Source organism: Streptomyces sp. B3I8, assembly GCF_030816915.1.
Lineage (GTDB): Bacteria > Actinomycetota > Actinomycetes > Streptomycetales > Streptomycetaceae > Streptomyces.
In genome coordinates this window covers 5,169,775-5,188,525 of the sequence record NZ_JAUSYN010000002.1, presented here as the reverse complement: position 1 = coordinate 5,188,525, position 18,751 = coordinate 5,169,775, and the positions used below count along the sequence as shown (strand labels likewise).

Annotated in this window: 17 protein-coding genes; 7 read left to right on the top strand and 10 right to left on the bottom strand. The window is 71.4% G+C overall.

The annotated features are described in order from the left end of the window. Positions 1 to 111 precede the first annotated feature (111 nt). Both gabT and QFZ64_RS25315 read left to right on the top strand, forming a co-directional pair. On the top strand, positions 112 to 1,446 hold the full coding sequence (gene gabT, locus QFZ64_RS25320) for a 4-aminobutyrate--2-oxoglutarate transaminase (protein ID WP_307069447.1): 1,335 nt from the start codon (positions 112 to 114) through the stop codon (positions 1,444 to 1,446). A 443-nt stretch (positions 1,447 to 1,889) separates the two neighbouring features. Beyond that, positions 1,890 to 2,555 carry a phosphatase PAP2 family protein gene (locus QFZ64_RS25315; RefSeq protein WP_307069445.1) on the top strand — a complete coding sequence of 222 codons (666 nt, stop codon included), beginning with the start codon at positions 1,890 to 1,892 and terminating at the stop codon, positions 2,553 to 2,555. Positions 2,556 to 2,871: 316 nt separating this feature from the next. Here the strand turns inward: QFZ64_RS25315 and QFZ64_RS25310 are convergent, their stop codons facing one another. The 9 genes from QFZ64_RS25310 to QFZ64_RS25270 form a co-directional block, all read right to left on the bottom strand. Beyond that, positions 2,872 to 4,107, bottom strand: a complete 1,236-nt coding sequence (locus tag QFZ64_RS25310; RefSeq protein ID WP_307069443.1) for an IS701 family transposase — start codon at positions 4,105 to 4,107, stop codon at positions 2,872 to 2,874. A gap of 52 nt (positions 4,108 to 4,159) precedes the next feature. Next, on the bottom strand, positions 4,160 to 5,602 hold the full coding sequence (locus QFZ64_RS25305; protein ID WP_307069441.1) for an FAD-binding oxidoreductase: 1,443 nt from the start codon (positions 5,600 to 5,602) through the stop codon (positions 4,160 to 4,162). A 59-nt stretch (positions 5,603 to 5,661) separates the two neighbouring features. Further along, entirely contained in the window at positions 5,662 to 6,498 is an 837-nt protein-coding gene (locus tag QFZ64_RS25300; protein WP_307069439.1) for an ABC transporter permease, read from the bottom strand. Continuing rightward, positions 6,499 to 7,428 carry an ABC transporter permease gene (locus QFZ64_RS25295; protein ID WP_307069437.1) on the bottom strand — a complete coding sequence of 310 codons (930 nt, stop codon included), beginning with the start codon at positions 7,426 to 7,428 and terminating at the stop codon, positions 6,499 to 6,501. It lies immediately after the preceding gene. Continuing rightward, positions 7,425 to 8,651, bottom strand: a complete 1,227-nt coding sequence (locus QFZ64_RS25290) for an ABC transporter ATP-binding protein (RefSeq protein WP_307069435.1) — start codon at positions 8,649 to 8,651, stop codon at positions 7,425 to 7,427. Before QFZ64_RS25290 ends, QFZ64_RS25295 begins: the two co-directional genes overlap by 4 nt. A gap of 8 nt (positions 8,652 to 8,659) precedes the next feature. Further along, positions 8,660 to 9,907: a PotD/PotF family extracellular solute-binding protein gene (locus QFZ64_RS25285; protein ID WP_307069433.1), complete on the bottom strand. Its 1,248-nt coding sequence runs from the start codon at positions 9,905 to 9,907 to the stop codon at positions 8,660 to 8,662. An 80-nt stretch (positions 9,908 to 9,987) separates the two neighbouring features. Continuing rightward, positions 9,988 to 11,553 (bottom strand): gamma-aminobutyraldehyde dehydrogenase, encoded by a 1,566-nt coding sequence (locus tag QFZ64_RS25280; protein ID WP_307069431.1) that lies wholly within the window; start codon positions 11,551 to 11,553, stop codon positions 9,988 to 9,990. Positions 11,554 to 11,665: 112 nt separating this feature from the next. Continuing rightward, a complete protein-coding gene (locus QFZ64_RS25275) occupies positions 11,666 to 12,040 on the bottom strand; it encodes a hypothetical protein (RefSeq protein WP_307069430.1) in 375 nt (124 codons plus the stop codon). Positions 12,041 to 12,129: 89 nt separating this feature from the next. Continuing rightward, complete coding sequence (locus QFZ64_RS25270; protein ID WP_307069429.1) at positions 12,130 to 12,939, bottom strand: AraC family transcriptional regulator; 810 nt, start codon at positions 12,937 to 12,939, stop codon at positions 12,130 to 12,132. Between the two features lie 301 nt (positions 12,940 to 13,240). Between QFZ64_RS25270 and QFZ64_RS25265 the strand changes: the two genes are divergently transcribed. From QFZ64_RS25265 to QFZ64_RS25255, 3 genes are all read left to right on the top strand, one after another. Continuing rightward, a complete protein-coding gene (locus QFZ64_RS25265) occupies positions 13,241 to 14,215 on the top strand; it encodes an alpha/beta fold hydrolase (protein ID WP_307069427.1) in 975 nt (324 codons plus the stop codon). A gap of 97 nt (positions 14,216 to 14,312) precedes the next feature. Further along, positions 14,313 to 14,834, top strand: a complete 522-nt coding sequence (locus QFZ64_RS25260; protein WP_307069426.1) for a hypothetical protein — start codon at positions 14,313 to 14,315, stop codon at positions 14,832 to 14,834. A 159-nt stretch (positions 14,835 to 14,993) separates the two neighbouring features. Beyond that, complete coding sequence (locus QFZ64_RS25255; protein WP_307069424.1) at positions 14,994 to 15,551, top strand: NADAR family protein; 558 nt, start codon at positions 14,994 to 14,996, stop codon at positions 15,549 to 15,551. Positions 15,552 to 15,722: 171 nt separating this feature from the next. Here the strand turns inward: QFZ64_RS25255 and QFZ64_RS25250 are convergent, their stop codons facing one another. Continuing rightward, the gene (locus tag QFZ64_RS25250) at positions 15,723 to 16,700 is read right to left on the bottom strand and encodes a DUF4190 domain-containing protein (RefSeq protein WP_307069422.1); all 978 of its coding nucleotides are present in this window, start codon (positions 16,698 to 16,700) and stop codon (positions 15,723 to 15,725) included. Positions 16,701 to 16,803: 103 nt separating this feature from the next. Between QFZ64_RS25250 and QFZ64_RS25245 the strand changes: the two genes are divergently transcribed. Further along, complete coding sequence (locus QFZ64_RS25245; RefSeq protein WP_373430661.1) at positions 16,804 to 17,976, top strand: adenosine deaminase; 1,173 nt, start codon at positions 16,804 to 16,806, stop codon at positions 17,974 to 17,976. A gap of 74 nt (positions 17,977 to 18,050) precedes the next feature. Continuing rightward, a complete protein-coding gene (locus tag QFZ64_RS25240) occupies positions 18,051 to 18,737 on the top strand; it encodes a glycerophosphodiester phosphodiesterase (protein ID WP_307069418.1) in 687 nt (228 codons plus the stop codon). Positions 18,738 to 18,751: the final 14 nt, after the last annotated feature.

Genomic DNA, 18,751 nt, shown 5'->3' with positions numbered 1-18,751 from the left:
AAACGCCCACATGGAGCATGCCCACCTCCCGGCCCCGGACCTAGCCTGCGGAAGAAAGAAGCCGCACGTCCGCACACCGCCCGTCGGAGCACGACCACCCTGGAGCCCCCCATGACCGCACTTCCGCAGGAGCGCCACCTCGCCACGGCCATTCCGGGCCCGAAGTCGCAGGAGCTGCAGGCCCGCCGCACGGCCGCGGTGGCCCGGGGCGTGGGCTCGACCCTGCCCGTCTTCGTCACCCGGGCCGGCGGCGGCATCATCGAGGACGTCGACGGCAACCGTCTGATCGACTTCGGCTCCGGCATCGCGGTCACCAGCGTCGGCGCCTCCGCGGAGGCCGTCGTGCGCCGGGCGTCCGCGCAGCTCGCCGACTTCACCCACACCTGTTTCATGGTCACGCCGTACGAGGGGTACGTCGCCGTCGCCGAGGCGCTGGCCGAGCTGACCCCGGGCGACCACGCCAAGAAGTCGGCGCTGTTCAACTCGGGCGCCGAGGCCGTCGAGAACGCCGTGAAGATCGCGCGGGCGTACACCAAGCGGCAGGCCGTCGTCGTCTTCGACCACGGCTACCACGGCCGCACCAACCTCACCATGGCGCTGACCGCGAAGAACATGCCGTACAAGCACGGCTTCGGCCCGTTCGCCCCCGAGGTGTACCGGGTGCCGGTGGCCTACGGCTACCGCTGGCCGACCGGCCCGGAGAACGCGGGCCCCGAGGCCGCCGCGCAGGCGATCGACGAGATCAGCAAGCAGGTGGGCGCGGACAACGTGGCCGCGATCATCATCGAGCCGGTGCTCGGCGAGGGCGGCTTCATCGAGCCGGCCAAGGGCTTCCTGCCCGCGATCCGGCAGTTCGCCGCGGACAACGGCATCGTCTTCGTCGCCGACGAGATCCAGTCCGGCTTCTGCCGCACGGGCCAGTGGTTCGCCTGCGAGGACGAGGGCATCGTCCCGGACCTGATCACCACCGCCAAGGGCATCGCGGGCGGTCTCCCGCTCGCCGCCGTCACCGGCCGTGCCGAGATCATGGACGCCGCGCACGCGGGCGGCCTCGGCGGCACCTACGGCGGCAACCCGGTCGCCTGCGCGGGCGCGCTGGGCGCGATCGAGACCATGAAGGAGCAGGACCTCAACGCGCGGGCCAAGAGAATCGAGGCGGTCATGAAGCCGCGCCTCACCGCGATGGCCGAGAAGTACGAGGTCATCGGCGACGTCCGCGGCCGGGGCGCGATGATCGCGATCGAACTGGTCAAGGACCGCGCCACCAAGGAGCCGGACCCCGAGGCGACCGCCGCGCTGGCCAAGGCCTGCCACGCCGAGGGTCTACTGGTCCTGACCTGTGGCACCTACGGCAACGTGCTGCGCTTCCTGCCGCCGCTCGTCATCGGCGAGGAACTGCTCACCGAGGGCCTCGACATCATCGAGCAGGCGTTCGCGCGCATCTGATCCATGCTCCGCACGTCTGTCGAACCCGTGTCCACGCACGTGAAGAACGTGTGCAAGGTGCATGGCGTCCCGGCTTTCCGGGTGCCACGAGCCCCCCGGCTGCCGTAGGTTCTCCCCAGATGAGAGATACACCCCGTCCACAGGGCACTGTGGACGAGTCCCGGCCGTGGCCTTCCCGGCTTCGACCTGGTCGTGCCCTCGCGCACACACCCGGGGCCCCCGGCCCCGGATCTCCTCACCGATCGGATGGCCGCTCGTCCCACACCCCCCGGGGCGGGCGGCACACCGGTCCGGACGGCCGGCCCGGAACCTCCCCCCCCTGTTCCGGGTCGGCCGGCCTCTTTCCCCCCTCCCTCTCCACCCCTCGGTTCGTCGCGCTGCTCGCCGTCCCGGCCCTGCTGTTCACCCTTCTGACCTGGCAGGTTCTGGTCGACGGCCCCTTGTTGCGCGCCGACGCGCGGCTCAGCCGGACGCTGGTCCACCCCGACCGCCTCTCCGAGCTCCTCTCCGATCTCGGCAATGTCCAGGTCGCCGTTCCGGTGCTCGTGCTGTGCGCGGGGTGGGCCGCGTGGCGGCTCCGCGCCACTGGTACAGACCGGTGGTGGCTGCGGCCCTGTGCCGCGCTGCTGCTGATGGCGGCGGTGCCGGCGGTCGTCGTCCCGTTCAAGAACTGGACGGAGCGGCCCGGTACGCCCGCGGTCCCGGCGGGGACGGGCTACTACCCGTCCGGGCACACGGCGACGGCGATGGTGGCGTACGGGGCGGTGGCCCTGCTGCTCGTCCCACTCCTCACCGCGCGATGGGCACGCCGGGCGACTCTCACCGTGTGCACCGCGCTGACGCTCGGCGTCTCCTACGGGTTGGTGCGCCGGGGGTACCACTGGCCGGTGGACGTGGCGGCGAGCTGGTGTGTGGGGGCGGTACTTCTGATCGGCTTCGCGCGGGTGATCGACGGCCGGTCGCGCCCACGCAGCCCTACGGAGCAAGGGGGCACCCCCAGCCTTCAGGGGCGCGGGGAACCGCGCGAGGAGCCCCACCGGCCGGCGGCCGACAACACACCCCGGGGGTCAGGGGGCGCAGCCCCCGAGGGGCTCGGCGGCCGGCGCTAGGGACTTTCGTCCGGATCAGGCCGGCTGGGAGGCGCGGTGCGTCTTCGACCGACCCGAGCGGGGTCCGGTGCGTGCGGCTGCGAGGCGGAGGAGGGCGCCAGGGCGGAGCCCCGGCAACCGACGACAACGCCGCACAGGCGCGTACCGGCCCCCGCGACGCCGGAATGATCCGAACGAGAGGCCCTAGTAGTGCTTCGTCAGGTTCTGGGCTGTCTGCGGCGGGTTCGTGGGCTGGGCAGGGGTCGTCCGCAGGTGGTGCAGGTACCGGTCCAGCACCTCAGCAGGTCCTGAAGAACGTCGAGGACTTGGTAGAGGGTCAGGCCGGTGTGTGGGCTTTTGGGTCGTGCCGCCGGAGGGTGAGGAAGGCCTGGGCGGCGGTGACGAGGGTGACGTGGTGGTGCCAGCCGCGCCAGGTGCGGCCCTCGAAGTGGTCCAGGCCCAGGCCGTGCTTGAGCTCGCGGTAGTCGTGCTCGATCCGCCGGCGCATCTTCGCCCACCGCACCAGGTCGGTGACGGGTGTGGTGGCGGGCAGGTTCGATATCCAGTAGTCCGTCGGGGTGTCCTGGCCGTCCGGCCACTCGATGAGGAGCGTCTGGACGGGCAGGACGCCGTCCCACCGGTTGCGGCCGCCGCCGGCCTCCTGAGCCGCGGCCAGGGACTGCTTGCCCGCGGGCCGTACTGTCAGGACCGCGAACCGTGAGGTCATCGCGTCTTTGCTGCCCTGCCTCCAGGCCACCTCGGTGAACCGCTCCGCACCCGCCTGTGCGGCGAGGACGCAGACGGCTTGTGGTGGGGTGCGGTAACGGGGAAGGGTGGGTGGTCCGAGCCCGCCATAAGCAGGCTGGTGCGGCACGGCATCCTCGGGGTGGGCGACTTCCTTCCCGTTCAGGGCCAGGACATAGGACAGCCCTCGCGTCTGGAGGCCGAGCCGGAACAGGGTGCTGACGCCGTAGCCGGCGTCGGCGACCACGACCGGAGCCTTCAGCCGCCACTGGGCGAGCGTGTCCAGCAGGCCGAGCGCCAGACGCCACTTCTCCCGGTGCACCACCTCGTCGGGGACTCCTGCCCTGCGGCACCGGTCCGGCTCGTCCGTCCACTCACGCGGCAGATACAACTGCCACTCCAACGGGCACGAGGCGGTGTCGGTGGCGGCATGGACACTGACCGCGACCTGGCAGTTCGCCCGCTTGCCGACCGCTCCGCAGTACTGGCGGGCCACCCCGACCGACGCCTTGCCGCACTTGGGGAACGACACGTCGTCGATCACCCACACCTCAGGGCGGATGGCCTCGCACAACCACTCGGCGATCCGCCGCCTGACCGGTAACGGATCCCACGGCGACTGGTTCACGAACTGCTGCAGGGCCTGCATGTTCCCGTCCGGCAGACGCTCGGCCATCGGCTGGATGGACTTGCGCCGGCCGTCGAGCATCAAGCCTCGCAGATAGCACTCGCCCCACCGCCGCTGATCCCGCCGCGGAAACGACCCGAACACATCGGCAACGAACTCCGCCAACTCGCCCCGGAGCCGTTCCACCTCCCCCAACCTCACTCCAGGAAGCTGCCCACGATCAGCCGAGATCACTCCACGTAACGAAGCACTACTAGCTGTCGAACCCCAGCCCCAGCCGGTCCAGCACCCGCAGCCACCCGTTCCGACGCCCCCCACCCGCGTCCGCCCGTGCCAGCGACCACTTCGTCAACGTGATCCCCGCCCAGGCGAACGGCTCGGGCGGGAACGGCACGGGCCTCCTCCGCACCATCTCCAGTTCCGTCCGCTCCGTCCGCTCCCCCGCCAGCAGGTCCAGCATCACCTGCGCCCCGAACCGGGTCGCGCCCACGCCGAGCCCGGTGTACCCGGCGGCGTACGCCACCCGTCCCCCGTGCGCGGTGCCGAAGAACGCCGAGAAGCGGGAGCACGTGTCGATCGCGCCTCCCCACGCGTGGGTGAAGCGGACGCCCTCGAGCTGCGGGAAGCAGGTGAAGAAGTGCCGGGCGAGTCTGGCGTACGTCGGCGGCCGGTGGTCGTACTCGGCGCGCACCCGGCCGCCGTACGGGTAGACCGCGTCGTAGCCGCCCCACAGGATCCGGTTGTCGGCGGTGAGCCGGAAGTAGTGGAACCGGTTGGCGCTGTCTCCGAGCCCCTGGCGTCCGGTCCAGCCGATCGAGGCGAGCCGGGTGGGATCGAGCGGTTCGGTCATCAGGGCGTAGTCGTAGACCGGCACGGTGTACGGCCGCACCCGGCGCACGAGGCTGGGGAAGACGTTGGTGCCGAGCGCCACCCGCCGGGCGCGCACGGACCCGTAGGGGGTGCGCACGGCCATGCCCGCGCCGTACTGCCGCAGCGTGAGCGCCGGCGTGTGCTCGTAGAGGCGCACCCCCGCATCGAGGCAGGCCCGCTTCAGCCCCCAGGTCAGCCTGGCCGGGTCGACGAGGGCGACGCCGCGCGGGTCGTGCAGTCCGCCGAGGAAGGTCGGCGAGTCGACCCGCGCCCGCACCTGTGCCGCGTCGAGGTACTCCACGCCCTCGTCCAGGCCGTGGCGGCGGGCCTCGGCGTGCCGGGCGCGCAGTTCGGCGGCCTGGTGCGGGGCGGTGGCGACGTCGATCTCGCCGGTGCGCTCGAAGTCGCAGTCGAGGCCGTACCGGGTGACGGCCTCCTCGATCTCGTCGAGGTTGCGCGCGCCGAGTTCCTCCAACCGGTGGATCTCGCGCGGCCAGCGGGCCAGGCCGTTGGCCGTGCCGTGGGTGAGGGAGGCGGCGCAGAAGCCGCCGTTGCGTCCGGAGGCGGCCCAGCCGGTCTCCCGGCCCTCCAGCAGGACGACGTCGCGGGCGGGGTCGCGTTCCTTGGCGAGCAGCGCGGTCCACAGCCCGCTGTAGCCGCCGCCGACGACCAGCAGGTCGCACGCTTCGGCGGTGGTGAGCGCGGGCTCGGGGTCCGGCCGGTCCGGGTCGTCGAGCCAGTACGGGACGGGCCGGGCACCGGCCAGGGACCGGGTCCACGGACCCGTGGCACCGGGGGTCCCGGGGGTCATGGCACTTGGGGCCATGATGTCAACTCCCTACGGAATCACGTGTCTTACGGGCATCCCGGTCGTCGCCGGACGTCTCAGGCGGCACGGCGCCCGCGCCGGTTGCCGACGGCCATCGCGCCCAGCACGCACACCACGGCGACGAGGAACATGGCCGTGCCGATGACGTTGATCTGGACGGGCGTGCCGCGCTGGGCCGAGCCCCATACGAACATGGGGAAGGTGACGGTGGAGCCGGCGTTGAAGTTGGTGATGATGAAGTCGTCGAAGGAGAGCGCGAAGGCGAGCAGCGCGCCGGCGGCGATGCCGGGGGCGGCGATGGGCAGGGTGACCCGCAGGAAGGTCTGCGCGGGCCCGGCGTAGAGGTCCTGGGCGGCCTGTTCGAGGCGGGGGTCCATCGACATCACCCGGGCCTTGACGGCGGTGACGACGAAGCTCAGGCAGAACATGATGTGGGCGATCAGGATGGTCCAGAAGCCGAGCCGCGCGCCCAGGTTGAGGAAGAGGGTGAGCAGCGAGGCGCCCATCACCACCTCGGGCATGGCCATCGGCAGGAAGATCAGGGAGTTGACCGGCCCGCGCGCCCGGAACCGGTAGCGGACGAGGGCGAAGGCGATCATCGTGCCGAGCACGGTCGCGCCGAGCGTGGCCCACACGGCGATCCGCAGGCTCAGCGACAGCGAGCCGCACATCCCGGCGACACCGCACGGCTGCCGCCAGGCGTCGGTGGAGAACTCGTGCCAGGCGTAGTTGTAGCGGCCCTGGGGTGCGTTGAAGGAGAAGACGGTGACGACGACGTTGGGCAGCAGCAGGTAGCCGAGGGTCAGCAGCCCCGCGAGGACGACGAGGTTGCGTCTGAGCCACCGCAGGGGGGCCTTGGGGGTCTTGGATGCTGTGAGAGTTCTGGGAGTCATCTAGACCAGATCCTCCGTCCCGGACCGTCGGATGTAGAGGGTGACCATGATCAGGATCGCGGCCATCAGCAGGAACGACAGCGCGGCCGCCGTCGGGTAGTCCAGGATCCGCAGGAACTGGCTCTGGATGACGTTGCCGATCATCTGCGTGTTGGTGGAGCCGAGCAGTTCGGAGTTGACGTAGTCGCCGCTGGCCGGGATGAAGGTGAGCAGGGTGCCGGAGACGACGCCGGGCATGGACAGCGGGAAGGTGACCCTGCGGAAGGTGGTGAACGGGGTGGCGTACAGGTCGCCGGCCGCCTCGTGCAGCCGGCCGTCGATCCGCTCCAGCGAGGTGTAGAGCGGCAGCACCATGAACGGCAGGAAGTTGTACGTCAGTCCGCACACCACCGCGAGCGGGGTGGCGAGCACGCGGTGGCCGTCGGTCATGCCGAGCCAGTTGGTGACGGACAGCACGTGCAGCGAGTCGAGCGCGCCGACGACGGGGCCGCCGTCGGCGAGGATCGTCTTCCAGGCGAGGGTGCGGATCAGGAAGCTGGTGAAGAACGGGGCGATGACGAGGATCATCACCAGGTTGCGCCAGCGGCCCGCGCGGAACGCGATGAGGTAGGCGAGCGGGTAGCCCAGCACCAGGCAGAGCACGGTGGCGGACGCGGCGTAGAGCACCGAGCGCAGGAACTGCGGCCAGTACGCCTGGAGCGCGTCCCAGTAGGCCGCGAAGTGCCAGGTGACCTGGTAGCCGTCCTCCAGGGAGCCGGTCTGCACGGAGGTGGAGGCCTGGTAGATCATCGGCAGCGCGAAGAACACGCACAGCCACAGGATGCCGGGGAGCAGCAGCCAGTACGGCGTCCAGCGGCCCCGGCGGCGCGGGGGCCGCTCGGTGGGCGGGGCGGGCGCGAGCGGCGGGGGCGCCTCGGTGAGGGTGGTCATCGGGCGGCCGTCCCTTCCCCGCCGGCGGCCGCGTCCTCGGCCGTTCCGGCGAGCGGGGACTGCGCGGCGTCGAGCCCGAAGGTGTGCGCGGGATTCCAGTGCAGGACGACCTCGGCGCCGGGCACGAGGCGGGGGTCACGGTCGATGTTCTGGGCGTAGACCTCGAAGCCGGGGCAGACGGGGCTGTCCACGACGTACTGGGTGGAGACGCCGATGAAACTGGAGTGGGCGATGCGGCCGGTGACGCGGTTGCGGCCGTCCGGGATCGCGCCGGCGTCGTCGGCGTGGGTGAGGGAGATCTTCTCCGGGCGGACCCCGACGAGCACCTTGCCGCCGTTCGCCGTGGGCGCGGAGCAGCGTGCGCGGGGCAGGAAGAGCGTGCGGTCGCCGGCCTTCACCACGAGGTCGTCGCCGGAGGCGGAGTCGGTCTCGGCGGTGATGAGGTTGGAGGTGCCGAGGAAGTTGGCGACGAACGTGGTGCGCGGGTTCTCGTAGAGGTCGGTGGGCGGGCCGAGCTGTTCGACGCGGCCGGCGTTCATCACGGCGACCGTGTCGGCCATCGTCATGGCCTCCTCCTGGTCGTGGGTGACGTGCACGAAGGTGATGCCTACCTCGGTCTGGATCCGCTTGAGTTCGAGCTGCATCTGGCGGCGCAGCTTGAGATCGAGGGCACCGAGAGGCTCGTCGAGGAGGAGCACCTTGGGGTGGTTGATGAGCGCGCGGGCGACGGCGACGCGCTGTTGCTGGCCGCCGGAGAGCTGGTGCGGCTTCTTGCGGGCCTGCTCGCCGAGCTGGACGAGGTCCAGCATCTCGCCGACCTGCTTCTTCACGCTCTTGATGCCGCGGCGGCGCAGTCCGAAGGCGACGTTCTCGAAGATGTCGAGGTGCGGGAAGAGTGCGTAGGACTGGAAGACGGTGTTGACCGGCCGCTTGTACGCGGGCAGACGCGTCACGTCCTGCTCGCCGAGGTGCACGGTGCCGCTGGTCGGCTCCTCCAGGCCGGCGATCATGCGCAGGGTGGTGGTCTTGCCGCAGCCGGAGGCGCCGAGGAGGGCGAAGAAGGAGCCCTCGGGGACGGTGAGGTCGAGCGGGTGGACGGCGGTGAAGGACCCGTAGGTCCTGCCTATGCCGGTCAGGCGGACGTCGCCGCGCTCGCCCGACTTCGTCGTCCCCGTCGTGGCGGTCGTGGTCTTCGTGGTTTTCGTGGTCCTCGTGGTGGTCATGGTGGTCCTCACGCCCCCGTCAGCTTCGCGAACCTGCCTTCGTAGGCGGTCTCTTCCTTCTGCGACAGGGCGCGGAAGGCGTGGGCCCGGGCGGCCGTGACCTTGTCGGGGACGATCAGCGGGTTGTTCGCCGCGTCCTTGTCGAGCTTCGCCAGATACGGCTTCACGCCGTCGACCGGCGTCACGTAGTTGACGTATGCGGCGAGCTCGGCCGCCGGTTCCAGTTCGTAGTAGTAGTCGATGAGCCGTTCGGCGTTGGTCCTGTGGCGCGCCTTGTTGGGAACGAGGAGGTTGTCGGTCGACATCATGTAGCCGCTGTCGGGGACGAGGTAGCCGATGTCGGGGTTGTCGGCCTGGAGCTGGACGATGTCGCCGCCCCAGGCGACGCAGGCGGCCAGGTCGCCCTTGGCGAGGTCGGAGGTGTAGTCGTTGCCGGTGAAGCGGCGGATCTGCCCCTTGTCGACGGCCCGTTGGAGACGGGCGGTGGCCGCGTCGTAGTCGTCGTCGGTGACCTTGGCGGGGTCCTTGCCCATGTCGAGGAGGGTCATCCCGATGGAGTCGCGCATCTCGGAGAGGAATCCGACGCGGCCCTTGAGCCGGCCGTTGTCCAGCAGGTCGGAGACCGACTTCACCTCGATGCCGTCGAGCGCCTTCTTGTTGTAGGCGAGCACGGTGAACACGCCCTGCCAGGGATACGAATAGGCGTGGCCGGGGTCCCAGTCGGGATCGCGGAACTGCGCCGCCAGGTTGGTGTAGGCGTGCGGCAGGTGGGAGGGGTCGAGCTTCTGCACCCAGCCGAGGCGGATCAGCCGGGCGGCCAGCCAGTCGGTGAGGACGATGAGGTCGCGGCCGGTGTCCTGGCCCGCGGCGAGCTGCGGCTTGATCTTGCCGAAGAACTCGTTGTTGTCGTTGATGTCCTCGGTGTACTCGACGGCGATGCCGGTGCGCTTGGTGAACGCCTCCAGGGTGGGCCGGTGCTTGCCGCTGTCGTCGACGTCGACGTACTCGGGCCAGTTGGAGAAGCTGACGGTCCTCTCCTTGGCCGAGTGGTCGTCCGAGGTGACCGTGCCCTGGGTCTTGCCGGCGGCGGGGATGCCGCACCCGGTCAGGGCCGCCGGGCCACCGACCGCGAGCGCGCCGCCCGCGGACGCCCGCAGCAGTGAGCGGCGGGTCAGGGCGGCCCTGCCGCTCACGAAACTGCGCCGCACGGCGGCCACCTGGGTCGGGGACAGGCGGTCGGGCTCGTACTGCTCCATACGTGTGGTGGCCTTCCTGGTCCGGTGGCTGGGGGCGGTGAGTCCGGGGGATCCGGTGGCTTCGGTGATGCGGTGGTCGTCTAGGGCCGGTCTCCGAAGACCGTGCGGTGCCAGTCCTTCCGAGCCACCGCCGTATTGTCGAACATGACGTGTTTGACCTGTGTGTACTCCTCGAACGAGTACGAGGACATGTCCTTGCCGAAGCCGGAGGCGGCGTAACCGCCGTGCGGCATCTCGCTGATGATCGGGATGTGGTCGTTGACCCAGACGCAGCCCGCCCGCAGCTCCCGGGTGGCGCGGTGCGCCCGGTGCACGTCCCGGGTCCACGCGGAGGCGGCCAGCCCGTAGGGGGTGTCGTTGGCGAGCCGCAGACCCTCGTCGTCGGAGTCGAACGGCAGCACGACCAGTACGGGTCCGAACAGCTCCCGCTGGACGATCTCGCTGTCCTGGGCGGCGCCGGTGACAAGCGTGGGCCGGTAGTAGGCGCCCCGGGCGAGAGCGCCGCCCGGGGCCTCGCCGCCGGTCACCACGCGCGCGTGGGCGCGGGCCCGGTCGACGAAGCCGGCGACGCGGTCGCGCTGGGCGGTGGAGATCAGCGGGCCGAGGTCGGTGCCGGGGGCGAACGGGTCGCCGAGACGGACGGTCTCCATGAGGGCGGCGGTCCGGGCGGTGAACTCCTCGTACAGCGGCCGCTGCACATAGGCGCGGGTGGCGGCCGTGCAGTCCTGGCCGGTGTTGATCAGCGCACCGGCGACCGCGCCGTGCACGGCGGCCTCCAGGTCGGCGTCGTCGAAGACGACGAAGGGCGCCTTGCCGCCGAGCTCCAGGTGCAGCCGCTTGACCCCGGCGGTCGCGAGCGCGGCGACTCGCTTCCCGACGGCCGTGGACCCGGTGAACGACACCATCGCCACGTCCGGGTGGGCCACGAGGTGCTCCCCGGCCTCCGCTCCGGTGCCGGTGACGACGTTGATCACGCCGTCCGGAATACCGGCCTCCGTGGCCGCGTGGGCGAAGAGGAGCGAGGTCAGCGGGGTGAGCTCGGCGGGCTTGAGGACGATCGTGTTGCCCGCGGCGACGGCCGGGAGGATCTTCCAGGCGGCCATCTGCAGCGGGTAGTTCCAGGGCGCGACCGAGCCGATGACGCCGACGGGTTCGCGGCGCACGTACGAGGTGTGGTCGCCGGAGTACTCCCCCGCGGCGAGGCCCTGCGGGTGACGGGCGGCGCCCGCGAAGAAGGCGGCGTTGTCGACGGTGCCGGGGACGTCGAACTCGCGGGTCAGCTTGAGCGGCTTGCCGCACTGCAGGGACTCGACGAGGGCCAGCTCCTCGGCGCGGTCGGCGAGCACGGCGGCGAAGCGGTGCAGGGCGTCGGAGCGCTCGCCCGGGGTGGCGCCGGCCCACCCCGGGAGGGCGGCGCGGGCGGCGGCGACGGCGCGGTCGACGTCGGCCGGGCCGGCCAGGGCGAAGCGGTGGATCTCCTCGCCGGTCGCGGGGTCGACCACCGCGTGCTCGCGGCCGGAGGTGCCGTGCGCGGGGGCGCCGGCGAGGTACTGGGCACCGTCCAAGAAACGTTCCCGCACCGTGCGGAGGGCGTGGGCGCGCGGACCGGCCGGGTGCGCTTCGGGGTGTATGTCGGGATGCCGCATACCGCTCTCCTCCGAGTCCCCGCGATGGAATGGCGTGGCCGAATCTCGATATGGGTGCCGATCCTGACAGAGCAAGCTGTCGTCAACAAGTGATTCCGTTGTTGCCTTTTGGTTAAGCGACGGAATCTGTCGAGGAGGCGGGTGCGGGGGCGGCGGAAAGGGGTGGGGAGCCGTCGTGGCTCTCTGCCGGCCGGCCGTGGGCGGTGAGGTGGTCGGCGGGCACGGTGAACCCGGCGGCGTCGCGGCCCGGCCTCTTCATCACGTAGGCGGTGAAGACGACCCGGCAGTGGGCGGCGTACGTCTTGACCTCCCGCGCGGTCTTCAGCGCCTCCTCGAAGGCGGGCCGGACCAGCGCCCGGGTGCTGGTCCTCTCGCTGCGGATCCTGTCCCTCGGGATGCCGTGCCCGGCGAGCGCGTCGAGCGGGGTCGCGTTCCTGCCCGAGGGGGGCACCGCCTTTGAGGTGCCATGGTCGTTCGACGCCGTCATGGCGGATGCGGACGTCAGAGGCGCCCCGAACCGGTCAGCGCTTTCCCTGGAGGCCGGCAAAGTGGCGGTCCGGCCAAGACATCGCAGGTCTACCGCACGGTCCTGGCATAGCCGCCTGCGCTCATGCCGAACCGCCGCCTGAAGTGACGGTTGAGCTGGCTCTGGTCACAGTAACCGAGCTCGGCGGCGGTCTCTGCCACGGATCGTCCCGCGATCAGCATGGACTTGGCGTCGGCCAAGCGCAACAGGGTCCGGTAGTGGTGCGGTGGGACCCCGTAGGCCTGCCGGAAACTCCTGATCAGATGGCGTTTGCTGCAACCGGCGACTGCCGCGAGGTCGTCGAGCTTGATGTTGGAGTCCAGTTGGCTGTGCAGCATCTCTCGTACTCGATCAAGCGCTCGAGGACGAAGTGTCGGACTCGCTGCGTCGGGTGCATCCGCATGCCTGGCGAGCAGGACGTTCAGCAAGTGGATCAGCGACGACTCGAGATCCAACTCGTCCTCGCCGTGCGCCAGATCCCTGTGCAGCGCAGCGATGCCGTCGAAGAGGCCGCGGTCCGAATAGGTCACCTCGTGAAAGCGCGGCCGGCCTGTGCCGAGGGGCATGAGAGCGGCGTCAAGGAACATCAGTTGCACAATGGCCTGGCCGTCAGCGTCGGCTTTGTCCTGTTCGAGGCAGCTCACGACCTCATGGGGCTCGATCACCGTCACCGCGCCAGGAACGGGGGGCCCTTGGGTTCGCCCGAGGTACTGGAAAGGGGGTGCGGAGCCGCCATGCGTGATCTTGACGGTGTACCCGCCGTTCACAGCGGTCGGGAAGTCACCATCGGCCACGCGCACAACCAGGCTCTCGACTCCGAACCGTGCTCTTCGGCGCCCATCGATCGCGGATTCGGCCATGTCATTTTCGCCCTAGTTCGGCTTGTTCGATCGATCTTACAGTTTCCGTCAGGACAAGCGCTTCCGTCGGGCCAGGGAGGCACGACAGTCGAAGGTTGAGCCAGTCGCCCTCCCCCGCCGTCAGACCGCGGGACGAGCACCTGCCGAGATCTGTGCACCACTGCGGGGATCACCGTCCACACCGCCCCAGGTGCCGGGCTGGGGCCCTGAACCATCAGGCTCACGGCCACGACCGCCGATCAAAGGCCTACCGCCAGTTGCGACAAGCGCTATGTCGACACCGACTCTTGAGAGGGCTCCGATGAGCAAACCGTACAGCGACGCCGCCGACATCCCGGTCAACGCGTCGCAACCCGTCCTCACTTACCACCCCGTCACCCTCGACGTTCCCGGCCGGCCCGTGCCGCTGCAGGTCAAGGTGTCGATCCCCGCGAACGGCACCGATCTGCCGCTCATTCTCCTGTCCCACGGGCACGGGCCGGCGAACTTCCTGTCCTCCTACAACGGCTACGGGCCGCTGGCGAACTTCTTCGCCGCCCACGGGTTCGCGGTCATCCAGCCGACCCACCTGGACTCGACGGCCCTCGGTCTGCGCGATACCGACCTCAAGGACGCGCCCCTGTTCTGGCGTGACCGCGCCACCGACATGCACAACATCCTCGACCGCCTCGACGACATCGAGGCCGCCGTCCCCGGTCTTGCCGAACGGCGGATCGACAGGGACCGTGTCGGCGCCGTAGGACACTCCCTGGGCGGCAACACCGTCTCTCTCCTCCTCGGAGCCCGGATGCTGGACCCGGACGACGACCGGCCGAAGGACCTCTCCGACTCTCGTGTCAAGGCGGGAGTGCTCATCGGAGCTCCGGGCATCGGCAACGACGAGCACTTCGCCGAGTGGGCCAGGACGAACTACCCGGTGCTGTATTACACCGACTTCGAGCAGATGACAGGCACCGGCCTGATCATCGTGGGCGATCAGGACCTCAACCCCAACTTCTCCGATCGGCTCAGCTACCGTGCTGACGCCTACTCGGCCAGCCCCGGCGGAAACAAGACCATGGTGACCATGTACGGCGCCGGTCACATCTTCGGTGGCATTTCCGGATACGACGCGGCAGAGACGGACGACGAGAATCCCGAGCGCGTGGCGACCCTGCGGGCTCTCGTGTGGGCCTACTTGCGCAGCCGGCTCTATGCGGCCGACCCGTCCTGGAAGAACGCGGTGAACGCCCTGGAGAACGGTGAGAACCCGATGGCCATGGTCGAAACGAGGTAGTTCCGCGAGGTGGGCGGCGGCGCGAGGGCCGCCGCCCACCGCACCTCAGCGCACCGAGACCTTTCACCCCAGCGCAGATCGCACAGGAGCAACCGCCATGTGGACCACGTTCGCCGCAACCGTCGGCGGAAGCGCCGCCGGCCTCACCGGCCTCACGTTCATCGTTGTCGCCTTCCGCTTCGACGTCGTCGCCACCTCCCAGGAATACCGCAACCGCGCCGCGCAGACCGTCTCCCTGTTCCTGACAACCACAGTCACCGCATCGCTGGTCACCCTGCCGCAGCCGACCTGGGCGCTCGGGGTCGAACTGCTGGTCGCCGCGGCAGCGAGCGCAAGTCTGCTCTCGGTGCTCGACCACGCGGCCCGCCGTGGCACGTCCCACCGTGCGCGGCCCCTCCTCGTCGTCGCGCTCGTCGTGTTCGCCGCGGGCATCGCCGCCGCCGGACTGTTCGCCACTGTCGGCTCCACCGACGGAATGGGCTTCTACGCCGCGAGTGCGCTGCTCGGCCTCACGTGGGGCGTCTACGGGACGTGGGTCTTCCTCACCCAGGCGGGCACAGAGCAGATCAACGCGGCGGCAAATGCGCATGACCAGCCCGGCACCGTGCCGGCCGCCTGACCGGCCCCCGCACAATGAGACGGTGCGGGACCCCGAATCGTTCGGGTCTGCTCGGTGGTCGGTGGTCGGTGGTCCACCTCACCGAACCGGAATCAAGATCGCCCCGCTACCGCTGATTCCCGTTCCGATGTTCCCGAGGGCCCTGCCAGACTCGCCCGCATGACGACGACGATCGCTTCCCGGGACGCCCTGCTGACGGCGGTCCGCGCGGGGGCGCGCGTGAAGTACCTGTACTTCTGGGGCCACCAGGAGCGGCCCGGCGGGCACCTGGGGGCGAGCTGTCTGAGCCAGTGGTGGCCCTCGCCGTTCACCGTGGACGGCGTCGGGTACGCGACGGCGGAGCACTGGATGATGGCCGCGAAGGCCCGCCTGTTCGGCGACGCGGAGGCGGAGCGGCTGGCCCTGGCGGCACCGCACCCGGCGCAGGCGAAGAAGGCCGGCCGGCAGGTGCGGGGGTTCGACGAGGCCGTGTGGCGGCGCGAGCGGTTCCGGATCGTGGTCGAGGGCAGCGTGCACAAGTTCGGGGCGGACGAGGGCCTGCGGGAGTTCCTCCTCGGCACCGGGGAGCGTGTGCTGGTGGAGGCGAGCCCGCTGGACCGCGTCTGGGGCATCGGCCTCGCGGCGGGCGGCGAGGCGGCGGGGGATCCGGAGCGGTGGCGGGGCGGGAACGAGTTGGGCTTCGCCCTGATGGTGGCGAGGGAGCGGTTGCGCGGGTGACGAGCGGCGTCCGCCGGAGGGGGGCGGAATTGGGGGGCGGGGGTTCGTGCGGGCGCGTGGGGGGCTGCGCAGTTCCCCACGCGCACCTGAGGTCGGTGGTCGCCGTGCGTGGGTCGGTGCGGGCCCGTCGGGGCGTTCGCGCAGTTCCCCGCGCCCCCGGGAGGCCCGTGCTCAGCGTGGGGTGGGGAGGGTCAGGGTGGTGTTGTATCCCTCGTCGAGAGGCCAGGGGCTCTCGTCCGTGTCGTCCGGCGCGAGGAAGATGAACAACATCAGGGCCACGCCCAGCAGCGCGCCCACCGCCCCGCAGATGATCCCCGCCAGTGCCTGCCCGGGGTTCGTGGACTCGCCCCGGCCGGCCCGGCGGCGCCCCACGATCCCGAGGATCACGGCGAGCACGCCGAGGAGGATCGAGACCGGCCACAGGCAGAAGATGACCACCGTGATGATGCCGAGCACCAGGGACGCGGTGCTCACCCCGTTCTGGGGGGCGAGCGGCATCCCGCCCCACGGGTAGGCGCCGGGTCCGGCCTGCGGCCCGTAGCCCGGGCCGCCGTAGCCGCCGGCCGCGCCCGGGTACTGCGGGTACCCGTACGGGACCTGGCCGGGGCCTTCGGGCCCCACCGGTGGCGGCGGAACGTACCCGCCGTGCCCGCCGTAGCCGGCGCCGCCGCCCGCACCACCCGCACCCGCGTACGGCGGCGCCGGGTAACCGGCCACCGGCGGCACCGCCGGCCCGGGCGTCGGCATCGGCGCGGGGGCCGGCGGCGGCACCGGGGGTGTGGCAGAGAAGTGCGGCGCGGGGACCGGCGGCATGCCCGCCACCGTGGCCTGGTCGTGCACCGAGTCTGCCGGTGCCGTGCCTCCCGGCAGCGTCGGGGCGGCCGTGTCCGGCGGCAGGCCGATCACGGTGTCCTGCGGAGCCGGCGGCACGCTGGAGCCGGGTATCAGGGCGCCCGGGGCGTCCTCGTCCGCGCGCCCCGGAGCCGTTCCCGCGGGGGGCGCCCAGGCGTGTGCGCCGGGTGCGTCGCCGGCCTTGTCCAGGCGCGGCGCCGCTCCGGGCGCGGGGGACCCGGCGGAGTCCGGCGGCGCCCACGGGTCCGGGGCGGCGGCGTCCTCGGACGTGTGCGACGCCCGCGCGTCGTCGGACATGCTGGGTCCCCTCTGTTGAAACGTTCCGTCATGCTACGGCCAGGGCAACCGTCCCTCGTGGCCGCCGGGGGCGCTCCCTCCTCTCCCCGGCCCGCCGCCTACGATGACCGTCGAGTCATCGATCAGCCGATCACCCGCACCCCGCGCCCCACTGCGGTCTTCCCTTCGCGACCGGCGCAGGCGGTGCGCCGTTCCCCGGGGAGGGACCTTGTCCACCGACCTTCGCAGCACGTCCGGCGCCCGCGATCTGCGGGCCTTCATCGCCGGTCTCCCCAAGGCGGAACTGCACGTGCACCACGTCGGGTCCGCCTCCCCCCGCATCGTCTCGGAGTTGGCCGCCCGCCACCCCGATTCCCAGGTGCCCAGTGACCCCGAGGCCCTGGCCGACTACTTCACGTTCACGGACTTCGCCCACTTCATCCAGGTGTACCTGTCCGTCGTCGACCTGATCCGCACCCCGGAGGACGTGCGGCTGCTGACCTACGAGGTGGCCCGCGACCTGGCCCGTCAGCAGGTCCGCTACGCCGAGCTGACCCTCACCCCGTTCTCCTCGACCGTGCGCCGGGGGATCGACGAGCGGGCGTTCATGGACGCGATCGAGGACGCCCGCAAGTCCGCGGAGGCGGAGTTCGGCACGGTGCTGCGCTGGTGCTTCGACATTCCCGGCGAGGCGGGGCTGGAGTCGGCGGAGGAGACGGCGCGGCTGGCGACCGACGACCGGATCCGCCCGGAGGGGCTGGTCTCCTTCGGCCTCGGCGGGCCGGAGATCGGCGTGCCGCGCCCGCAGTTCAAGCCGTACTTCGACCGGGCGATCGCGGCCGGTCTGCGCTCCGTGCCGCACGCCGGCGAGACGACCGGCCCCGAGACGGTGTGGGACGCGCTGCGCGAGCTGCGCGCCGAGCGCATCGGGCACGGCACCAGCTCGGCCCGCGACCCGAAGCTGCTGGCGCACCTGGCCGAGCACCGCATCCCGCTGGAGGTCTGCCCGACGTCGAACATCGCCACCCGCGCGGTGGCCACGCTCGACGAGCATCCGATCCGGGCGTTCGTGGACGCCGGCGTACTGGTCACCGTGAACTCGGACGACCCGCCGATGTTCGGCACCGACCTCAACACGGAGTACGCGGTGGCCGCGCGCCTGTTGGACCTGGACGAGCGGGGCGTCGCGGCGCTGGCGAAGAACGCGGTGGAGGCGTCCTTCCTCGATCCGGCGGGCAAGGTACGCATCGCGACGGAGATCGACGCGTACCTGAGCGCGTGGGACGCCGCTGTCTGAGGCCCGGCGCGGAACGGCCCGCCGTGCGGCGGGCGGCGTGGGGTACCGGGCGGCGGCCGGTCACAATGGCCGGCATGCAGACCTTCACCGCCGTCGCCCACCGCGGCGATCCCTACCGCTTCCGTGAGAACACGCTCGACTCGCTGCGGTCCGCGCTCCGGCGGGGCGCGGACGCGGTGGAGTTCGACGTGCGGCTCACCCGGGACGGGGTCCCCGTCCTTCTGCACGACGGCACACTGACGCGGCTGTGGGGGCACGACCGACCGCTGGCTTCGCTGTCCGCGGCGGAGGTGCGCGGGCTGACGGACGGCGGGGTGCCGACGCTCGCCGAGGCGCTGGCGGCGACGGCCGACAGCCGCGTGCTGATCGACCTGCCCGGCGCCCCCGACGCCCGGTCGGTGCGGCGGGTACTGGACGTCGTACGGGAGTGCGAGGCGCAGGAGCGCGCGTACTACTGCGCCGGCGCGCCCGCGATGCTCACGGTGCGCTCCACCGACCCGGCCGCCGAGATCGCGCTGACCTGGACATCCCTGGCCCCGCCGCGCCCGGTGCTGCTGGAGGCGGTGCGGCCGCGCTGGCTGAACTACCGGTTCGGCCTGGTCACCCGCGAGCTGGCGGTCCATGTGCACCGGAGCGGCCATCTGCTCTCGGCGTGGACCCCCGACACTCCGCGGTCCATGCGCCGTCTGCTGGCCGCGGGCGCCGACTCGCTCACCACCAACCGCGTCGACGCCCTGCACGCGCTGCGGGAACGCCTCTGAGGGCGCGGGCGGGC

Bases quoted from the DNA above. Each gene is read 5' to 3' on its own strand.
- gabT (WP_307069447.1), top strand. From the start codon at position 112: ATGACCGCACTTCCGCAGGAGCGCCACCTCGCCACGGCCATTCCGGGC.
- QFZ64_RS25305 (WP_307069441.1), bottom strand. From the start codon at position 5,602: ATGGCCCCAAGTGCCATGACCCCCGGGACCCCCGGTGCCACGGGTCCG.
- QFZ64_RS25300 (WP_307069439.1), bottom strand. From the start codon at position 6,498: ATGACTCCCAGAACTCTCACAGCATCCAAGACCCCCAAGGCCCCCCTG.
- QFZ64_RS25295 (WP_307069437.1), bottom strand. From the start codon at position 7,428: ATGACCACCCTCACCGAGGCGCCCCCGCCGCTCGCGCCCGCCCCGCCC.
- QFZ64_RS25290 (WP_307069435.1), bottom strand. From the start codon at position 8,651: ATGACCACCACGAGGACCACGAAAACCACGAAGACCACGACCGCCACG.
- QFZ64_RS25285 (WP_307069433.1), bottom strand. From the start codon at position 9,907: ATGGAGCAGTACGAGCCCGACCGCCTGTCCCCGACCCAGGTGGCCGCC.
- QFZ64_RS25280 (WP_307069431.1), bottom strand. From the start codon at position 11,553: ATGCGGCATCCCGACATACACCCCGAAGCGCACCCGGCCGGTCCGCGC.
- QFZ64_RS25275 (WP_307069430.1), bottom strand. From the start codon at position 12,040: ATGACGGCGTCGAACGACCATGGCACCTCAAAGGCGGTGCCCCCCTCG.
- QFZ64_RS25270 (WP_307069429.1), bottom strand. From the start codon at position 12,939: ATGGCCGAATCCGCGATCGATGGGCGCCGAAGAGCACGGTTCGGAGTC.
- QFZ64_RS25265 (WP_307069427.1), top strand. From the start codon at position 13,241: ATGAGCAAACCGTACAGCGACGCCGCCGACATCCCGGTCAACGCGTCG.
- QFZ64_RS25260 (WP_307069426.1), top strand. From the start codon at position 14,313: ATGTGGACCACGTTCGCCGCAACCGTCGGCGGAAGCGCCGCCGGCCTC.
- QFZ64_RS25255 (WP_307069424.1), top strand. From the start codon at position 14,994: ATGACGACGACGATCGCTTCCCGGGACGCCCTGCTGACGGCGGTCCGC.
- QFZ64_RS25250 (WP_307069422.1), bottom strand. From the start codon at position 16,700: ATGTCCGACGACGCGCGGGCGTCGCACACGTCCGAGGACGCCGCCGCC.
- QFZ64_RS25245 (WP_373430661.1), top strand. From the start codon at position 16,804: ATGACCGTCGAGTCATCGATCAGCCGATCACCCGCACCCCGCGCCCCA.
- QFZ64_RS25240 (WP_307069418.1), top strand. From the start codon at position 18,051: ATGCAGACCTTCACCGCCGTCGCCCACCGCGGCGATCCCTACCGCTTC.